Consider the following 16,702-nt stretch of genomic DNA (forward strand, 5'->3'; position numbering starts at 1 on the left):
AGCATGCTAGCGCTTACCTGGGTCACACTGCGATTTATCCATTTTATCTCTCTGATGCTGGTTTTTGGCTTCGCGATGTACGGGGCATGGTTGGCACCAGTGACGATTCGTCGATTATTGACGAAGCGTTTTTTGCGTTTACAACAGCACGCAGCCGCATGGAGTTTGATCAGTGCCGCAGCGATGTTCGCCGTTCAGGGTGGGTTGATGGGCGCGGGATGGCCAGATGTCGTTTCGCTGAGCATCTGGCAGTCGGTGTTACAAACGCACTTCGGAGGCGTCTGGATTTGGCAAATCGTTCTCGCTCTCGTTACGTTGACCGTCGTTCTGATGCAACCACGGAATATGTTGCGGTTACTGTTTATGCTGACTACCGCGCAATTTATCCTGATGGCGGGTATGGGACACGCGACATTAAATGAAGGATTAACCGCAAAAATTCATCAGACCAATCACGCCGTACATCTTATCTGTGCTGCCGCATGGTTTGGAGGGCTACTGCCGGTTGTCTGGTGTATGCGGCTGGTGAAAGGGCGCTGGAAACGCCCGGCCATTCATGCGCTGATGCGTTTTTCCTGGTGCGGACATTTTGCTGTCATTGGCGTGCTAGTGAGTGGTGTGCTCAATGCATTACTCATCACGGGATTTCCCCCCACGCTTGCCTCTTACTGGGGCCAGCTCTTATTGCTCAAAGTCATACTGGTAATGATTATGGTGGTTATCGCGCTGGCAAATCGTTATGTTCTGGTCCCAAGAATGCGGCATGATGAAGACCGGGCTGTTCCCTGGTTTGTATGGATGACTCAACTCGAATGGGCGATAGGCGCGGTGGTACTGGTGATTATCAGCCTGCTAGCGACTCTGGAACCGTTTTGATGGATTACGATAAATGATGAAAAAAAGTATATTGGCGTTTTTGTTGCTCACCAGTTCCACTGCGGCGCTGGCGGCTCCTCAGGTGATTACCGTCAGCCGTTTTGAAATTGGCAAAGACAAATGGGCGTTTAATCGCGAAGAAGTGATGTTGACATGCCGACCGGGTAATGCGCTGTATGTCATTAACCCCAGCACTCTGGTTCAATACCCTTTGAACGATGTTGCGCAAAAAGAAGTTTCCAGTGGGAAGACTAAGGCCCAGCCTATTTCGGTGATCCAGATTGAAGATCCCAACAAACCCGGTGAAAAAATGAGCCTGATGCCATTTATAGAACGAGCTGAAAAACTCTGCTAGTTACCTGAATTAGCTTTTTGATTTGTCAGAAAAAACGCCCAGGATCTTTTATCAGATCGGGCGTTTTTTTTACTTTTAAAACGATGATAAAGACGCTTTTTTCTGACCACTTTTCGTGTGGACTGGAAAACCTGGCGTCGTCATCTATTCTTAAAGGGCAAGGCAACTAAGCCTGCATTAATGCCAACTTTTAGCGCACGGCTCTCTCCCAAGAGCCATTTCCCTGGACCGAATACAGGAATCGTATTCGGTCTCTTTTTATCTATTAAGCCAGCGGATGAATACATCACTGTTTTCCCTGTGCTGACTTCACAATCAACCATAACACACACTCTACTGCTTCAGTCCAGCCTTTTTTAACATTTATGTTAAAATAATGTGACCTTCTGCGCGGGAGTAAAAAATTGATGAAAGAGGCAGGCCGCACCTATCAGAAAATTGATGGCAGCCATTGGCGACATATCTGGTTGGTGGGGGATATTCATGGCTGCTTTGGGCAACTGCGTATCAAATTATGGCATTGCCGTTTTGACCCGTGGCAAGACTTATTGATCTCGGTAGGTGATGTTATTGATCGTGGTCCGGAGAGTTTGCGTTGTCTTCAACTACTGGAGCAACGCTGGGTCAGAGCGGTAAGAGGCAATCATGAGCAGATGGCGATAGATGCGCTGGCCACGCAGCAGATGTCTTTATGGTATATGAACGGTGGCGACTGGTTTGCTGCACTGGCAGATAAGCAACAGAAGCAAGCAGAAAGGGCGCTCAGCAAATGCCAGCATTTGCCTTTTATTCTTGAATTAAACAGTCGCACTGGCAAACACGTTATTGCCCATGCTGATTATCCTGACGATGTTTATCAATGGCAAAAGGACGTCGATTTGCACCAGGTATTGTGGAGTCGTTCGCGATTACGTGAAGGCCAAAAAGGGCAGGGAATTACCGGTGCTGACCATTTCTGGTTTGGTCATACGCCGTTACCTCATCGCGTAGATATTGGAAACTTGCATTATATAGACACCGGCGCCGTCTTCGGAGGGACACTCACAGTGGAACAACTCCAGTAATTAAAAGTCACTGTACTCCTGCGCGGGCCGCCAGAACCCATCAATAAAATCCTCAACAGGAAAGCAGCCGCCGTGGCGGATCCGTTGATCGTCCATTGAGTAGACGCACTGCTGTTCCGTGTTGTAAACATCAACAACAATATCTTCACAGCCAGCATCCAGATAGCAAACAAAAAGTACCAGCGCGAACATTTCATCCTCGAAGTGTGGTGCCGTACCGTTAAGTTTAGGAGAGGATTTTACTTCGGGGAAATAACCAGAATAAATAACCCGCCATGCCGACGGGTTCTTTTTGGATCATGCAAGACGCATAATCCAGGCATCAGACTTTTGATCGTAGCGGGTACGGTACAGGACAGAGTGTTCGCCGTTTAGTAGAGCTGGAATGCTGGTTTCGGCGTCCCAGGCATCAAGTTGCATACATAAATCGGGGTCAGATTTACAAGGAATTGTTAATGTTCGATCACCTGGCGATTCGCCGTGTAACTCGCCGTCATCGATTTCAAAAGCGCCTATGCGCACACTGGTTTTCATCTTCGTGCTCTCCATTTATCTGCCGGTTGTGGTACGACCAGTCCGATCGCACCATTTTTCAGCGTAGTTGAGGCAGGCGAATGTGCCAGTCAAAAAGTGCGCTTTTTTTGTGCGCTATCAGGCGTTACCGGTAAAAAGTTTCCCATCGCGCACCAGTTCACGTGGGTAACTGTTTTTCAGTCGCGAGCCAATACGTTTGGCTAAACCTATTGGCTGATTCTGGAAGGTTACCAGCACATCATCCGTAGTTGGCACGGTTTGCGGGTAAACATCGCGCCCGCGATACCACTCTTCCGCTTCCTGAGGCGTCAGTTCGAAAGCGTTCGTATGGTTCGGGGATGCCAGGGCAATAACCGCTTCATGCTGCCAGCGATAACCTTTGTTATGCGTTTCAGCAAGCTTAATTCCCAGACGGGAAAATCGGACTTTACCGATCAGGGCTTCAATGCCCGCCGGGAACAGCCAGAGTTCTTTATCGCGCTGCCAGAGACGCAGATTTTCATCCCACTGTAAGCCAACGGCAGTTGCCGCCTGGCGAATTTGTGCGGCTTCGCGATCTTTGATTGGGCTAAACGGGAAATTACCCACTTTGTATTTCGGTGCGGGTAAGGCGGGAATCGACTGTGTTTTGCGTAGCCGGGCAACGAAGAAGCCTTCGCAGTCGTAAATTTGTGGGAAAACGTGCAAAAAGCCTTCTTCGGTGAGCGCCTTGTCCGCGCCAGGGAAGAGATCGCCAAGCGGTAAAAACTCTACTGCGTCGGGGTAAGTCTCTTTCAGCCACAGGCAAACGGCTTCGTTTTCTTCCCGGTTTAAGGTACAGGTCGAGTAAACCAGCGTACCGCCAGGACGTAAAGCATGAAAGGCACTGTCGATCAGTTCCCGTTGGGTGGCAGCAATTTCCTGATTGCTTTCCGGTGACCAGTTTTTCAGTGCGTCGGGATCTTTACGCACCACGCCTTCGCCAGAGCAGGGGGCGTCCAGTAAAATGGCGTCGAACATTTCTGGTAACGCCGTACCAAAGACGCGGCCATCAAAATGAGTCAGAGACACGTTACGGATACCGCAGCGACTGATATTGGCATGTAACACTTTTACCCGGCTGGCGGAAAACTCATTGGCAAGAATCGCCCCTTCGTTATTCATGCGAGCGGCAATTTGCGTGGTTTTTGAACCAGGCGCGGCGGCGACATCCATCACCCGCTGTGGGGTATTATCGTCGGCAAACAATGCGGCAACGGGCAACATTGAACTGGCTTCCTGAATATAAAACAGGCCGCTTAAATGTTCGGCGGTACTGCCCAACGGCAATGCATCTTCATCGTCGCGTTCAATCCAGAAACCTTCTTCACACCACGGAATCGGCGTTAGCGTCCAGCCGTAAGGGGCGGTTAATTGCAGGAAATCAGCAACGGAGATTTTCAGGGTATTTACGCGAATGCTGCGGCGCAACGGGCGCTGACAGGCGGCGAGAAAATCATCAAAAGAGAGCGTCGAAGGCATGGCTTCGCGCATTTGTGTCAGAAAGGCGTCCGGGAAATAAACGGTGTGTTGGGCCACGAGCATGTACCACAGGCAAAAAAACAGGCGCGCAGTTTAGCATAAACGCTCCGGCGCAGGCACGCCGGAGCAGTGGGCATTATTTGGGAAGCGCAGTTCCCCATTCACGCCACTCTTTCGGTTCAGTTTCCTGCAACAGGAAGTGCTTGCCTTCCTGGGCTTTCGGCGCCAGCGGCGTACCCGGAGGCGTGGCGAAGGCGATCCCGCCACGGATAAACTGGTTAAAGGTACCGGTTTTCACCACGCCGCCCGTCAGACCGAAGTCCAGGCTGTAGCCCGAAGCCAGCCAGAAGACGGAATTGTTACGTACCAGGTGCTGGTAACGTTTACTGATGCGCATCGCAATCATCACGCGATCTGACAATGTCCCCAGCGTCATTCCGGTGACTGTACCTACTTCCAGACCACGGAACAGTACTGGCGTACCAACACCTAACGAACCTGCTTCTGGCGCTTCAACAATAATGCTTAAGCCATCAAGGTAACGCGAATCAGTAATGGTGGCTTCTTGCAATTCAAAGTCACGGCGAGGATTACCCCGACCTGGTTCGACGTTGATATACGGCTGGAGGATCGTATCAAGATGCTCAACGCCTGCTGCCGAAATTTGCGGTGTGACCACTGAGAAGCGTGTACCACCGCGCGCAAAGGTCTGGACATATTCCGGATAGAGCACCGCCTTTGCCTGTACTTCATTGCGCGCGGTGATCAGATCCAGAGTCTGGATTTGCCCGATATCAATACCGAGATAGCGAATTGGCATACCGACCGCCAGTTTTCCGGCATCGAAAGCGTGGAGCGTAATCTGCCCGCCAACCGCACGAGCTGCTGTTTCGGAAGCATACAGAATCCGCTTATCGCCTTTACGTTGGCTGGCGCTGGCACCGCTGAGATTATCGAAGCTGATGGCTCCCTTTAACGCCCGCGAAAGCGGTGACGCCTGAACGGTCAGGCCGCTGCCGTTAAGTTGAACTTTCGCGCCGCCTTCAGCCCAGAACACGCTGTTGCTGGTCAGCAGGTTGCGATATTCCGGTTTAATATGCAAATCGATATCGAACGCATTGGCCCGTGGACGTACGGTAATCACTTCACCGACCTCAAATTTACGGTACAGCACTACCGACCCTGCCTGCACATCCGGCAGTGTCTCCGCACTTAAACTCACGGTCGTGGTAGGTAAATCACTAAGACTATTTTCGAGGGCTTTTTCCAGATTGGCATACAGTGGGTAACTGGCTTTCATCTCACCTTTGTCGCCGGGCAGAATACGGATCCCGCCGTTGAGCCATTCTGAGGCGCTGGCACCGAGAAACTCGACACCATCCAGACCCACTTTCACGTCGACACGACTATTAACGACAAATTTGCTGTCGCCTTTTACCAGTTCGCGATGCTGGGGTTCGATAGCGACGGTAAATGTCACGCCTTTGCTGGTGAGTTTACGGTCGATAACCTGACCTACCTGTACGCCGTGAAGAATGAGCGGCTGACCGGCATCAATTCCATAGCTTTCTGGTGCTGTCAGGGTTAGCGTCAGAACATCGGGTTCATGCAGTAAAGCTTTCTCGCCAGGCACAACGACAAACTCTTTGCGTGGCTCGCCATCACCTGGTACCAGTTCGAACGTTTTGCCGGTCAACAGGGCGCTGAGATTGGCGTCGTTGAGAGATAACTTCGGGTTACGTAATTCGATGCGGGTGTTTTCACGAAGCAGGGTGACGACGCTGGGATCAACGGTCATTTCCCCGGTGACTTTGCCACCTGGGTTTAAATTCAGTTTGGTCAGTTGCCCGACTTCCAGCCCCTGGTACATGAGCGGCGTTGAATCGGCGTTTAATCCGGCTCCACCTGGTAGATCCAGCTTTATGATCACCCCACGCTGGCTGTGGGCGAGATCCTCATACAGACCAAAGGTATCTTCCGGATCGGCAGGTTTCGACTCTTCTGGTGAATCGAAGGCAATCGCACCGTTAACCAGGGCAGCCAGACTTTCCAGTTTTACCTTCGCGCCACTGATACTGACATTGGCATCAACGCCGGAAACGTTCCAGAAGCGGCTGCCTTTTTTCACCAAATCGGTGAAACGCCGCTCAATCAGGACATCAATCACCACGCCTTGCTTATTGGGATTGATCGCATAGTCATAGACGCGTCCCACCGGAATTTTACGGAAATAGACCAGCGAACCGCTGTTCAATGAACCGAGATCGGGGGCTTGCAGGTGGATCATCAGATCACCATTATCCAGCCGATACTTTGGCTGGGTATCGAGCGCCACAAAATGATCTTGCTCTTTACCTTTGCCCGGCATCATGCCGATATAGTTACCGCCGACCAGCGCATCCAGCCCGGAAACACCTGCCAGTGAGGCTTTCGGCGTCACCAGCCAGAACTGCGTCTCTTCGCGCAGGGCATCTTTCATATCGGACTTGATGCTGACCTTCACTTCAATCTTACGTAGATCATCGCTGAGGCTGACATCCTGCACCGTGCCGACTTCAACGCCCTGATAACGAACAGGCGTGCGACCTGGAACAATGCCGTCTGCCGACATAAAGTCGATGGTGACGGTATTGCCTCTATCCTGATAACTACCCCAAATCAGCCAACCGGCAATCATTAGCGCGATGAACGGCAACAGCCAGAAAGGTGAGATACGGCGTTTAGTTTTAATTTGCGCTTCAGTCGTCGAAGCGGGCGTTTCCTGACTCATGTGCATCCCAAAGTAAGCGGCTGTCCAGCCATTCCACAGCAAGAATAGTCAAAATAACCGCTGCGCCGAAATAAAACGCAGCGGGTCCCATAGTAAAAGCAAGGATCTGATCGCGATTAATCAGCGACATGGTTAATGAAATGACAAACAGATCGAGCATCGACCAGCGGCCAATCCAGGTCACCATCCGCAATAGCAAAATCCGCGTGCGTAAGCCTTGCTGGCATTTAAAATGAATGCTTACCAGCAAAGTAAACATGACGATCACTTTGGTGAACGGCACCAGGATACTGGCGATAAAAACAATGCCGGCAACTGCAATATTGCTGTTTGCCAGCGACATAATTCCGGAAAGAATCGTATCTTCTTGTCGTCCACCGTTCAGGTAGATGATCGAAATAGGCAGCAGGTTGGCAGGTAACAATAAGACAATTGAAGCCAAAAGCGCCGCCCAGCATTTTTGAATACTATGATGGCGACGCAAGCGAAGTGGGATATGGCAACGGGGGCAACGACCGCGCGGATCGGGATAGCCGGTAAAGTGACAACCCAGGCAAACGCGTAAATTCTCATCCCAACGCGTGGCAGGGCGCTGCGGATAAAATCGCTCCCACAGCTGTTCAACATTAAGATGTGACAACGTCACCGTTGTTAAAATCACCAGCGCGAAAAAAGAGAATAGTCCGACGCCCGCCTGGATATGGGCGTAATCCTGTACCTTTATAGAAGCAACACCAATGCCGACCAGATAGATATCCAGCATTACCCACTCTTTTAGTCGCTCCAGCATCAGCAACACCGGGCGTAAATTCATTCCCAGTCGATTGCCAAACCATAAATAAGCAATAGAAGTCACCAGTATGAGAGGTGCACCTATAACGCAGAAAAACACCATTGCGCCGGTTATCGCATCGCCCTGTTTAGTCATCTGCCAGATGCCTTGCATTACATTGGCGTCGATACGGATACCTAACAGCCAGATATGTAATAGAGGTTCGCCCCAGGCAAAAGGCATAAGCAACAACATAGTAAAAGCCATTGCTGCCAGCCTTGTGAGCGACCAGTCACGCCCATCGCGAATTTTCGCCTGACAGCGCGGGCAATAGGCACTCTGGTGAGAATTTATCTCGGGCAGGCTAAACAGCATGTCACATTGCGGGCAACGTTGATAATCACCACGCGGTAGTTCCTCGCCAATTGCGCTCACTGTTATCTTTTTTGTCGGCGTAATTTGTGGGGTGTTAAGAGCCATGACATGCCAAATGTGATAAGAATTAACATTTATCTTAACCCATGATGGGAATGATCTTGAGCATTAACGCATTTAATGCTTATTTTAATAGGCTGGCAGTTCCAGGTAAGACAACTAAGTGATTATATAATGAACAAAACAGAATTTTACGCGGACTTAAACCGCGACTTTAATGCGTTGATGGCGGGAGAAACCAGCTTTCTGGCAACGCTGGCGAATACCAGTGCTTTGTTATACGAGCGTCTGACTGACGTAAACTGGGCTGGGTTTTATTTACTTGAGGACGATACGCTGGTACTCGGGCCGTTTCAGGGCAAAATTGCCTGCGTACGGATCCCGGTAGGGCGTGGCGTGTGTGGCACTGCAGTTACCCGCAATGAAGTACAGCGAATCGAGGATGTTCACGCCTTTGATGGGCATATCGCCTGTGATGCGGCGAGTAATTCTGAAATCGTTCTGCCGTTGGTGGTGAAAAATCAGATTATTGGCGTTCTCGATATCGACAGTACTGTCTTCGGTCGCTTTACAGACGAGGACGAGCAAGGCTTACGTCAGCTTGTGGCGCAGCTTGAAAAGGTGCTTGCAACGACGGATTACAAAAAATTCTTTGCGAGCGTCGCAGGATAATCAACGGATAACGTAGCATTTACTGATGACGTCATTATAATGACGCCTGTTCATGCCTGCGCTTGTTGGCTACGTCCGTTGTAATCAGGAAATTTCATGGAAAATCAACCTAAGTTGAATAGCAGTAAAGAAGTAATCGCGTTTCTGGCCGAACGTTTTCCCCACTGTTTCAGTGCGGAAGGTGAAGCGCGTCCGCTGAAAATCGGTATTTTTCAGGATTTGGTCGATCGCGTTGCTGGGGAAATGAACCTTAGCAAAACGCAACTGCGATCCGCTTTACGTCTCTACACTTCGAGCTGGCGCTATCTGTATGGCGTTAAACCAGGCGCGACGCGTGTCGATCTCGACGGCAACCCATGCGGTGAGCTGGACGAGCAGCATGTAGAACATGCTCGCAAGCAGCTTGAAGAAGCGAAAGCGCGCGTCCAGGCGCAGCGTGCCGAACAGCAGGCGAAAAAACGCGAAGCTGCCGCAGCTGCAGGTGAGAAAGAAGACGCACCACGCCGCGAACGCAAGCCACGTCCTGCTGCGCAACGCCGTAAAGAAGGCGCCGAGCGCAAACCTCGCGCGCAGAAACCGGCTGAGAAAGCGCCAAAAACAGTAAAAGCACCTCGCGAAGAACAGCACACCCCAGTTTCTGACATTTCAGCTCTGACTGTCGGACAAGCCCTGAAGGTGAAAGCTGGTCAAAATGCGATGGATGCCACCGTATTAGAAATCACCAAAGACGGCGTCCGCGTCCAGCTGAATTCGGGTATGTCTTTGATTGTGCGCGCAGAACACCTGGTGTTCTGAAACGGAGGCCGGGCCAGGCATGAACATGTTTTTTAGGCTTACCGCGTTAGCTGGCCTGCTTGCAATAGCAGGCCAGACCTTCGCAGTAGAAGATATTACGCGTGCTGATCAGATTCCGGTATTAAAGGAAGAGACGCAGCATGCGACGGTGAGTGAGCGCGTAACGTCGCGCTTTACCCGCTCCCATTATCGCCAGTTCGACCTCGATCAGGCATTCTCGGCCAAAATCTTTGACCGCTACCTGAACCTGCTTGATTACAGCCACAATGTGCTGCTGGCAAGCGATGTTGAACAGTTCGCGAAAAAGAAAAATGAGCTGGGCGATGAACTGCGCTCCGGTAAACTTGACGTTTTCTACGATCTTTACAATCTGGCGCAAAAACGCCGTTTTGAACGTTACCAGTACGCCTTATCGGTACTGGAAAAACCGATGGATTTTACCGGCAACGACACTTATAACCTGGACCGCAGCAAAGCGCCCTGGCCGAAAAACGAGGCCGAGTTGAACGCGCTGTGGGACAGCAAAGTCAAATTCGACGAGTTAAGCCTGAAACTAACAGGAAAAACGGATAAAGAAATTCGTGAAACCCTGACTCGTCGCTACAAATTTGCCATTCGCCGTCTGGCGCAAACTAACAGCGAAGATGTGTTCTCGCTGGCAATGACGGCGTTTGCGCGCGAAATTGATCCGCATACCAATTACCTTTCCCCGCGTAATACCGAACAGTTCAATACTGAAATGAGCTTGTCGTTGGAAGGTATTGGTGCGGTGCTGCAAATGGATGATGACTACACCGTTATCAATTCGATGGTGGCAGGTGGCCCGGCAGCGAAGAGTAAAGCTATCAGCGTTGGTGACAAAATTGTCGGTGTTGGTCAAACCGGCAAGCCGATGGTTGACGTGATTGGCTGGCGTCTTGATGATGTCGTTGCCTTAATCAAAGGGCCGAAAGGCAGTAAAGTTCGTTTAGAAATTTTACCTGCCGGTAAAGGGACTAAAACCCGTACGGTAACACTGACGCGTGAACGCATTCGTCTGGAAGACCGCGCAGTTAAAATGTCCTTGAAGACCGTCGGCAAAGAAAAAGTGGGCGTACTGGATATTCCCGGTTTCTATGTTGGCTTGACAGACGATGTCAAAGTTCAGTTGCAGAAGCTGGAAAAACAGAATGTCAGCAGCGTCGTCATCGACCTGCGTAGCAATGGCGGCGGGGCGCTGACCGAGGCAGTATCGCTCTCTGGTTTGTTCATTCCTTCCGGTCCGATTGTTCAGGTCCGTGATAACAATGGTAAAGTCCGCGAGGACAGTGATACCGACGGCCAGGTGTTCTATAAAGGCCCGCTGGTGGTATTGGTTGACCGATTCAGTGCTTCGGCTTCAGAAATCTTTGCCGCCGCGATGCAGGATTACGGTCGCGCGCTGGTTGTGGGTGAACCAACATTCGGCAAAGGTACTGTCCAGCAGTATCGTTCTCTGAATCGTATCTACGATCAGATGTTACGTCCTGAATGGCCGGCGCTGGGGTCAGTGCAGTATACAATCCAGAAATTCTATCGCGTTAACGGTGGCAGTACCCAACGTAAGGGCGTCACGCCGGATATCATCATGCCGACGGGCAATGAAGAGACGGAAACGGGAGAGAAATTCGAAGATAATGCGCTGCCGTGGGATAGCATTGATGCTGCAACCTATGTGAAATCAGGCGATTTATCGGCGTTTGAGCCGGAATTGCTGAAGGAACATAATGCGCGCATCGCGAAGGATCCTGAATTTCAGAACATCATGAAGGATATTGCTCGTTTCAATGCCATGAAGGACAAACGCAATATTGTTTCTCTGAATTACGCTGTGCGTGAGAAAGAGAACAATGAAGATGATGCGATGCGTCTGGCGCGCTTGAACGATCGCTTTAAACGCGAAGGCAAACCGGAGTTGAAGAAACTGGATGATTTGCCAAAAGATTACAAGGAGCCAGATCCGTATCTGGACGAGACAGTGAATATCGCACTCGATCTGGCGAAGCTGGAAAAATCCAGACCAGCGGAACAGCCCGCTCCCGTCAAGTAACATCAATCAGGCACAAGAAATTGTGCCTGATTTTTTAACAGTGGCAAGATGCCGTAAATCAGATGCTACAAAATGTAAAGTTGTGTCTTTCTGGTGACTTACGCTCTATCCAGACTTGAAAATAGTCGCGTAACCCATACGATGTGGGTATCGCATATTGCGTTTTGTTAAACTGAGGTAAAAAGAAAATTATGATGCGAATCGCGCTCTTCCTGCTAACGAACCTGGCCGTCATGGTCGTTTTCGGGCTGGTACTGAGCCTGACAGGGATACAGTCGAGCAGCGTTCAGGGGCTGATGATTATGGCCTTGCTGTTCGGTTTTGGTGGTTCCTTCGTTTCGCTTCTGATGTCCAAATGGATGGCATTACGATCTGTTGGCGGGGAAGTGATCGAGCAACCGCGTAACGAAAGGGAACGTTGGCTGGTCAATACTGTAGCAACCCAGGCCCGTCAGGCAGGGATTGCTATGCCGCAAGTAGCTATCTACCATGCGCCGGATATCAACGCCTTTGCGACAGGTGCTCGTCGTGATGCCTCTCTGGTTGCTGTCAGCACCGGTTTGCTGCAGAACATGAGCCCGGATGAAGCTGAGGCGGTAATTGCCCACGAAATTAGCCACATTGCGAATGGTGACATGGTTACCATGACGCTGATTCAGGGCGTGGTAAACACCTTCGTTATCTTTATTTCGCGTATTCTGGCGCAGCTTGCCGCGGGCTTTATGGGCGGTAACCGTGATGAAGGTGAAGAGAGCAACGGCAACCCGCTGATCTACTTTGCGGTTGCGACGGTGCTGGAGTTGGTATTTGGTATTCTGGCGAGCATTATCACCATGTGGTTCTCGCGTCACCGTGAATTCCATGCCGATGCAGGTTCAGCCAAACTGGTTGGTCGTGAGAAAATGATTGCTGCGCTGCAGCGTCTGAAAACCAGCTATGAGCCGCAGGAAGCAACCAGCATGATGGCTTTTTGTATCAATGGTAAGTCCAAATCGCTGAGTGAGCTGTTTATGACTCACCCGCCGCTGGATAAACGTATTGAAGCCCTGCGTACCGGTGAATACCTGAAGTAATTTGCAGTAAATTATAAAAAAGCGCGTCCTGGTTGACGCGCTTTTTTTTAGCCTTGTGCGCGCGGTTGGGTAATGCGTAAACCACTGACACAGGCGGCGATCACTGCCAGAATAGCCGCAGCCGTCAGCGAGACGTGCGTACCATTATCACCAAACTGATTCAACATCAGCGCCACCAGAGCTGCGCCGCTACTCTGACCAAGCAGACGCGCTGTACCCAACATTCCACTGGCACCACCGCTACGCTCACGCGGGGCGGAGGTAATAATGGTGTGATTATTGGGGGACTGGAATAACCCAAAGCCTGCACCGCATAAGATCATCGGCCAGATGATATTGATATCGGCAGGTGAAGCTGGCAACAGGACCAGTGAAAAAAGTCCCGCCGCCATGATGAACAGCCCTAAAGCACCAAGCAATCCTGCATGGACGCGCTCTATCAAATAACCTGCCAGCGGAGCCATTACCATCGTTGCCAACGGCCACGGGGTCAGGAGCAAACCTGTTTCAACTTCACTACGCCCAAGTACGGTTTGCAGATAAAAAGGCAGGGAAACCATCGCCAGCATTTGCGCGCAGAAAGAACAAATGGAGGTACAAATTGATAGTGTAAACAGCGGAATACGCAGTAAATCCACCGGTAGCAGTGGAACAGGAAGGGAAAGCTGGCGGCGAATAAAGAAAATACCAACAATAATCATTACCGCCAGTTCAGCACCGATCAGCGTCAGTGATTGCCCCTGAGCAAAACCACTCAACGCGGTAATAAGCAGGCCAAATGTCAGCGCATTCATCACGGCGCTGGGCAGGTCAAACCGCGGCTTACTGGCACGAGAACCATTTGGCGGCAGAAAACGCATCGCCAGGAGTAGGGCGATAATACCCAACGGTACGTTAATTAAAAATAACCACTTCCAGGACGCAATTGAAAGGATTGCGGCGGCGATCGTCGGCCCGGCAGCGGAGGAGACGGCGACGATAAAAGAGTTAATTCCCATCCCTCGCCCCAGAAAACGTTGTGGGTAGATTAAGCGGATGAGTGCAGTATTGACGCTCATTAACGCCGCGCCGCCAAAACCTTGTATTACACGCGCCAGGGTTAGCATTTGCAGTGAATCAGAAAGAGCGCAGAACAACGATGAGAGCAGAAAAACCACCAGACCGAATTTATAAATTCGTCGATAGCCAAACATATCGCCCAAAAAAGAGAACGAGAGTAAGGAGATAACAATCGCGATTTGGTAGGCATTCACCACCCAGATGGAACTGGCTGGTGTGGCGTGGAGATCGGTTGCAATGGTTGGCAAGGCGACATTAGCGATAGCGCCGTCGAGAACCGCCATCGAAATACCAATAATAATGGTTAAAATTGCGCCGTACCGCTGAGGCAACGGCAGGCCATCGGCCTGAACTTTTGGCATAGGAATTTTATATCTTTTGGTAATAATCAACAGGGGTATGATTTTAGCACTGATATTCACGGTGAATGTCGCAGAATTGTAACTAACCGGCAAAAGATGGATTGCGACCGCCCTGGCGCGAAATTATAATAAAAAACAGTTCTGATTTTTATAAAACACTCGCAATGAGGTGATAAATGGCTAACGCAGATCTGGATAAACAACCTGATTCTGTATCTTCCGTACTGAAGGTTTTTGGCATTTTGCAGGCGCTGGGCGAAGAGCGCGAAATAGGGATAACCGAGCTGTCACAGCGTGTCATGATGTCAAAAAGCACCGTTTATCGCTTTTTACAGACCATGAAAACCCTGGGCTATGTCGCACAGGAAGGGGAGTCGGAGAAATACTCTCTGACCCTGAAATTATTTGAGCTGGGCGCTCGTGCGTTACAAAACGTCGATCTTATTCGCAGTGCAGATATCCAGATGCGTGAGATCTCCCGTTTGACCAAAGAAACCATTCATCTTGGCGCACTGGATGAAGACAGTATCGTTTACATCCACAAAATTGACTCTATGTACAATTTGCGCATGTATTCACGGATTGGCCGTCGTAATCCTCTGTACAGCACTGCGATTGGTAAAGTGCTGCTGGCCTGGCGCGATCGTGATGAAGTGAAGCAAATCCTTGAAGGCGTGGAATATAAACGCAGCACCGATCGGACCATCACCAGCACTGAGGCGTTATTACCCGTGTTAGATCAGGTCCGTGAGCAGGGATACGGCGAAGATAACGAAGAACAGGAAGAAGGACTGCGTTGCATCGCCGTTCCGGTGTTTGACCGCTTTGGTGTGGTGATTGCCGGCTTGAGTATTTCCTTCCCGACGCTGCGTTTTTCTGAAGAACGTTTGCAGGAGTATGTGGCTATGTTGCATACGGCAGCGCGCAAAATATCCGCACAAATGGGGTATCACGACTATCCATTCTGATTAAAATAAGAACCTGCCTGCATAAAATTCAGACAGGTTCTTCATTTAGCGTGGATTAAATAATGTTAATAGTGATATCGTTCGAGCAGAAGATGAAAGTACTTTATATCCATTAGTTTTGATGTGGATATTTGTACCGTTATCTATCAATCATTATCGACGACGATATTGCTTTTACGTAGCAGCGGGCAATCTGTAATCCCCAAAAATCCACTTTTAGTATGCAGATATTGCACCGTGCTTGTGCTTCGGGCGGTGAGATATGTGCATTGCAGTCCTAACCCGGCAGCATTTTCCTTGCTTCCAATCAGAACGCCATATCCGCTGAGTAATAATCCTGTCCATACCAGTGCTATCAAGATAATTGTGCGAATGATGAATCGCATTACGACCTCTTCTCTTTTTGTTTGCTTAATCGTAGCGGCAATATGGACTGAAGCAAGCGTATCATTCCGAAAAAGCACGAATATCGACATGGTTAGACGTTGTTTAACTAACGCATGATAGTGTAAAGGCAGAAGAGAGGTTAAACGGAGATTGGAGTGAAAAAGTTTCGATGGGTCGTTCTGGTTGCCGCTGTGCTGGCTTTCTTGCTGTTATGGATGCAGGTATTCAACATAATGTGCGATCAGGATGTGCAATTTTTCAGCGGAATTTGTGCCATCAATCAGTTCATCCCATGGTGATATCATTTTTTCATCAGTAGATTTCCTTCCTGCGTAGCAGTGGTAAAATGGCGCCTCTACTTAGAGGTGGTTAAATGAACGAAGTTGTAAATTCAGGCGTGATGAACATTGCGTCTTTGGTCGTATCGGTAGTAGTTCTTATTATTGGGCTCATCTTGTGGTTTTTCATCAACCGTGCCAGTTCCCGGACTAACGAACAGATTGAACTGCTTGAGGCATTGCTGGATCAGCAGAAACGGCAGAATGTACTGTTACGCCGCTTGTGCGAAGCTAACGCACCTGAAAAAGCCGATGAAAAGGTGACTGAGAACCAAAAAACGGATGAAGATGAAGATATTATTCGTCTGGTAGCAGAACGGTAATCCTTCCTGCAATTTGAGTAACCCTGTGTTGATGGGTTACTCATCTCATCATTCTTACATGCACTATAATGATGCAATTGATTAAAGTTAATCCTTTATTGGATTTTGATTATTTTCTCTGTTATTAATTCATTTATTTTGACATCAGAAAAAGTTATTTTTTGTACTTGCTGATTGGGATGTTTGCATCGGAATATTGATTAATTACAGCATTGTTTATAAGCGAAACGTTTCTCTTCTCATTTTTTTATCATTCATCATTTTTTCTTATTTTACATTATTAACATGCTTTGAATATGGCATCGGCATTGCATCTGTGTATGTTGTTAACTGACTGTTTTATGAGATAAA

The 16,702-nt window shown here is 49.5% G+C and carries 17 protein-coding genes; 10 read left to right on the forward strand and 7 right to left on the reverse strand.

Features of this window, described 5'->3' with window-relative positions; translation table 11 throughout:
* Nucleotides 1-3: 3 nt before the first annotated feature.
* The 3 genes from copD to pphA all read left to right on the forward strand — a co-directional run bounded on the left by copD (nucleotide 4) and on the right by pphA (nucleotide 2,295).
* Nucleotides 4-876 (forward strand): copper homeostasis membrane protein CopD, encoded by an 873-nt coding sequence (copD, locus tag D9741_RS04800; protein ID WP_130218728.1) that lies wholly within the window; start codon nucleotides 4-6, stop codon nucleotides 874-876.
* Nucleotides 877-889: 13 nt separating this feature from the next.
* The gene (locus tag D9741_RS04805) at nucleotides 890-1,231 is read left to right on the forward strand and encodes a YebY family protein (RefSeq protein ID WP_130208467.1); all 342 of its coding nucleotides are present in this window, start codon (nucleotides 890-892) and stop codon (nucleotides 1,229-1,231) included.
* A gap of 407 nt (nucleotides 1,232-1,638) precedes the next feature.
* On the forward strand, nucleotides 1,639-2,295 hold the full coding sequence (gene pphA, locus D9741_RS04815) for a protein-serine/threonine phosphatase (protein ID WP_130218732.1): 657 nt from the start codon (nucleotides 1,639-1,641) through the stop codon (nucleotides 2,293-2,295).
* Here the strand turns inward: pphA and D9741_RS04820 are convergent, their stop codons facing one another.
* The 5 genes from D9741_RS04820 to yebS all read right to left on the reverse strand — a co-directional run bounded on the left by D9741_RS04820 (nucleotide 2,296) and on the right by yebS (nucleotide 8,351).
* On the reverse strand, nucleotides 2,296-2,487 hold the full coding sequence (locus D9741_RS04820; RefSeq protein WP_130208463.1) for a YebW family protein: 192 nt from the start codon (nucleotides 2,485-2,487) through the stop codon (nucleotides 2,296-2,298).
* A 105-nt stretch (nucleotides 2,488-2,592) separates the two neighbouring features.
* On the reverse strand, nucleotides 2,593-2,829 hold the full coding sequence (locus D9741_RS04825) for a YebV family protein (RefSeq protein ID WP_002431586.1): 237 nt from the start codon (nucleotides 2,827-2,829) through the stop codon (nucleotides 2,593-2,595).
* Nucleotides 2,830-2,946: 117 nt separating this feature from the next.
* Nucleotides 2,947-4,386, reverse strand: coding sequence for a 16S rRNA (cytosine(1407)-C(5))-methyltransferase RsmF (rsmF, locus tag D9741_RS04830; RefSeq protein WP_130218734.1), 1,440 nt, complete (start codon nucleotides 4,384-4,386; stop codon nucleotides 2,947-2,949).
* Between the two features lie 79 nt (nucleotides 4,387-4,465).
* A complete protein-coding gene (yebT, locus tag D9741_RS04835) occupies nucleotides 4,466-7,099 on the reverse strand; it encodes a lipid-binding membrane homeostasis protein YebT (protein ID WP_130218736.1) in 2,634 nt (877 codons plus the stop codon).
* On the reverse strand, nucleotides 7,068-8,351 hold the full coding sequence (yebS, locus tag D9741_RS04840; protein ID WP_130218738.1) for a membrane integrity lipid transport subunit YebS: 1,284 nt from the start codon (nucleotides 8,349-8,351) through the stop codon (nucleotides 7,068-7,070). Before yebS ends, yebT begins: the two co-directional genes overlap by 32 nt.
* 129 nt (nucleotides 8,352-8,480) lie before the next feature.
* On the opposite strand from yebS, the gene msrC reads away from it, so the two are divergent.
* The 4 genes from msrC to htpX all read left to right on the forward strand — a co-directional run bounded on the left by msrC (nucleotide 8,481) and on the right by htpX (nucleotide 12,914).
* Complete coding sequence (msrC, locus tag D9741_RS04845; RefSeq protein ID WP_130218741.1) at nucleotides 8,481-8,978, forward strand: L-methionine (R)-S-oxide reductase; 498 nt, start codon at nucleotides 8,481-8,483, stop codon at nucleotides 8,976-8,978.
* A 96-nt stretch (nucleotides 8,979-9,074) separates the two neighbouring features.
* Nucleotides 9,075-9,773, forward strand: a complete 699-nt coding sequence (gene proQ / locus D9741_RS04850) for an RNA chaperone ProQ (protein WP_000431365.1) — start codon at nucleotides 9,075-9,077, stop codon at nucleotides 9,771-9,773.
* Nucleotides 9,774-9,792: 19 nt separating this feature from the next.
* The gene (gene prc / locus D9741_RS04855) at nucleotides 9,793-11,841 is read left to right on the forward strand and encodes a carboxy terminal-processing peptidase (RefSeq protein ID WP_130218743.1); all 2,049 of its coding nucleotides are present in this window, start codon (nucleotides 9,793-9,795) and stop codon (nucleotides 11,839-11,841) included.
* Nucleotides 11,842-12,032: 191 nt separating this feature from the next.
* Complete coding sequence (htpX, locus tag D9741_RS04860) at nucleotides 12,033-12,914, forward strand: protease HtpX (RefSeq protein WP_000984517.1); 882 nt, start codon at nucleotides 12,033-12,035, stop codon at nucleotides 12,912-12,914.
* A 47-nt stretch (nucleotides 12,915-12,961) separates the two neighbouring features.
* On the opposite strand, the gene D9741_RS04865 is transcribed toward htpX, so the two are convergent.
* The gene (locus tag D9741_RS04865) at nucleotides 12,962-14,335 is read right to left on the reverse strand and encodes an MFS transporter (protein ID WP_130208451.1); all 1,374 of its coding nucleotides are present in this window, start codon (nucleotides 14,333-14,335) and stop codon (nucleotides 12,962-12,964) included.
* Between the two features lie 176 nt (nucleotides 14,336-14,511).
* Here D9741_RS04865 and kdgR point away from each other — a divergent pair, with 176 nt between their 5' ends.
* On the forward strand, nucleotides 14,512-15,303 hold the full coding sequence (gene kdgR, locus D9741_RS04870) for a DNA-binding transcriptional regulator KdgR (protein WP_096849880.1): 792 nt from the start codon (nucleotides 14,512-14,514) through the stop codon (nucleotides 15,301-15,303).
* A gap of 146 nt (nucleotides 15,304-15,449) precedes the next feature.
* Here the strand turns inward: kdgR and D9741_RS04875 are convergent, their stop codons facing one another.
* A complete protein-coding gene (locus D9741_RS04875; protein ID WP_130208729.1) occupies nucleotides 15,450-15,689 on the reverse strand; it encodes a YobH family protein in 240 nt (79 codons plus the stop codon).
* Between the two features lie 156 nt (nucleotides 15,690-15,845).
* Between D9741_RS04875 and mgrB the strand changes: the two genes are divergently transcribed.
* Nucleotides 15,846-15,989: a PhoP/PhoQ regulator MgrB gene (gene mgrB / locus D9741_RS04880; RefSeq protein ID WP_130208449.1), complete on the forward strand. Its 144-nt coding sequence runs from the start codon at nucleotides 15,846-15,848 to the stop codon at nucleotides 15,987-15,989.
* A 74-nt stretch (nucleotides 15,990-16,063) separates the two neighbouring features.
* Complete coding sequence (locus D9741_RS04885; protein ID WP_130218745.1) at nucleotides 16,064-16,351, forward strand: YebO family protein; 288 nt, start codon at nucleotides 16,064-16,066, stop codon at nucleotides 16,349-16,351.
* Nucleotides 16,352-16,702 lie beyond the last annotated feature (351 nt).

This window comes from Escherichia sp. E14V7, assembly GCF_004212225.1.
Classification (GTDB): Bacteria; Pseudomonadota; Gammaproteobacteria; order Enterobacterales; family Enterobacteriaceae; genus Escherichia.

Coding starts and splice junctions, on each gene's coding strand:
- copD (WP_130218728.1), top strand. CDS start 4: ATGCTAGCGCTTACCTGGGTCACACTGCGATTTATCCATTTTATCTCT.
- D9741_RS04805 (WP_130208467.1), top strand. CDS start 890: ATGATGAAAAAAAGTATATTGGCGTTTTTGTTGCTCACCAGTTCCACT.
- pphA (WP_130218732.1), top strand. CDS start 1,639: ATGAAAGAGGCAGGCCGCACCTATCAGAAAATTGATGGCAGCCATTGG.
- D9741_RS04820 (WP_130208463.1), bottom strand. CDS start 2,487: ATGTTCGCGCTGGTACTTTTTGTTTGCTATCTGGATGCTGGCTGTGAA.
- D9741_RS04825 (WP_002431586.1), bottom strand. CDS start 2,829: ATGAAAACCAGTGTGCGCATAGGCGCTTTTGAAATCGATGACGGCGAG.
- yebT (WP_130218736.1), bottom strand. CDS start 7,099: ATGAGTCAGGAAACGCCCGCTTCGACGACTGAAGCGCAAATTAAAACT.
- yebS (WP_130218738.1), bottom strand. CDS start 8,351: ATGGCTCTTAACACCCCACAAATTACGCCGACAAAAAAGATAACAGTG.
- msrC (WP_130218741.1), top strand. CDS start 8,481: ATGAACAAAACAGAATTTTACGCGGACTTAAACCGCGACTTTAATGCG.
- proQ (WP_000431365.1), top strand. CDS start 9,075: ATGGAAAATCAACCTAAGTTGAATAGCAGTAAAGAAGTAATCGCGTTT.
- prc (WP_130218743.1), top strand. CDS start 9,793: ATGAACATGTTTTTTAGGCTTACCGCGTTAGCTGGCCTGCTTGCAATA.
- htpX (WP_000984517.1), top strand. CDS start 12,033: ATGATGCGAATCGCGCTCTTCCTGCTAACGAACCTGGCCGTCATGGTC.
- D9741_RS04865 (WP_130208451.1), bottom strand. CDS start 14,335: ATGCCAAAAGTTCAGGCCGATGGCCTGCCGTTGCCTCAGCGGTACGGC.
- kdgR (WP_096849880.1), top strand. CDS start 14,512: ATGGCTAACGCAGATCTGGATAAACAACCTGATTCTGTATCTTCCGTA.
- D9741_RS04875 (WP_130208729.1), bottom strand. CDS start 15,689: ATGCGATTCATCATTCGCACAATTATCTTGATAGCACTGGTATGGACA.
- D9741_RS04885 (WP_130218745.1), top strand. CDS start 16,064: ATGAACGAAGTTGTAAATTCAGGCGTGATGAACATTGCGTCTTTGGTC.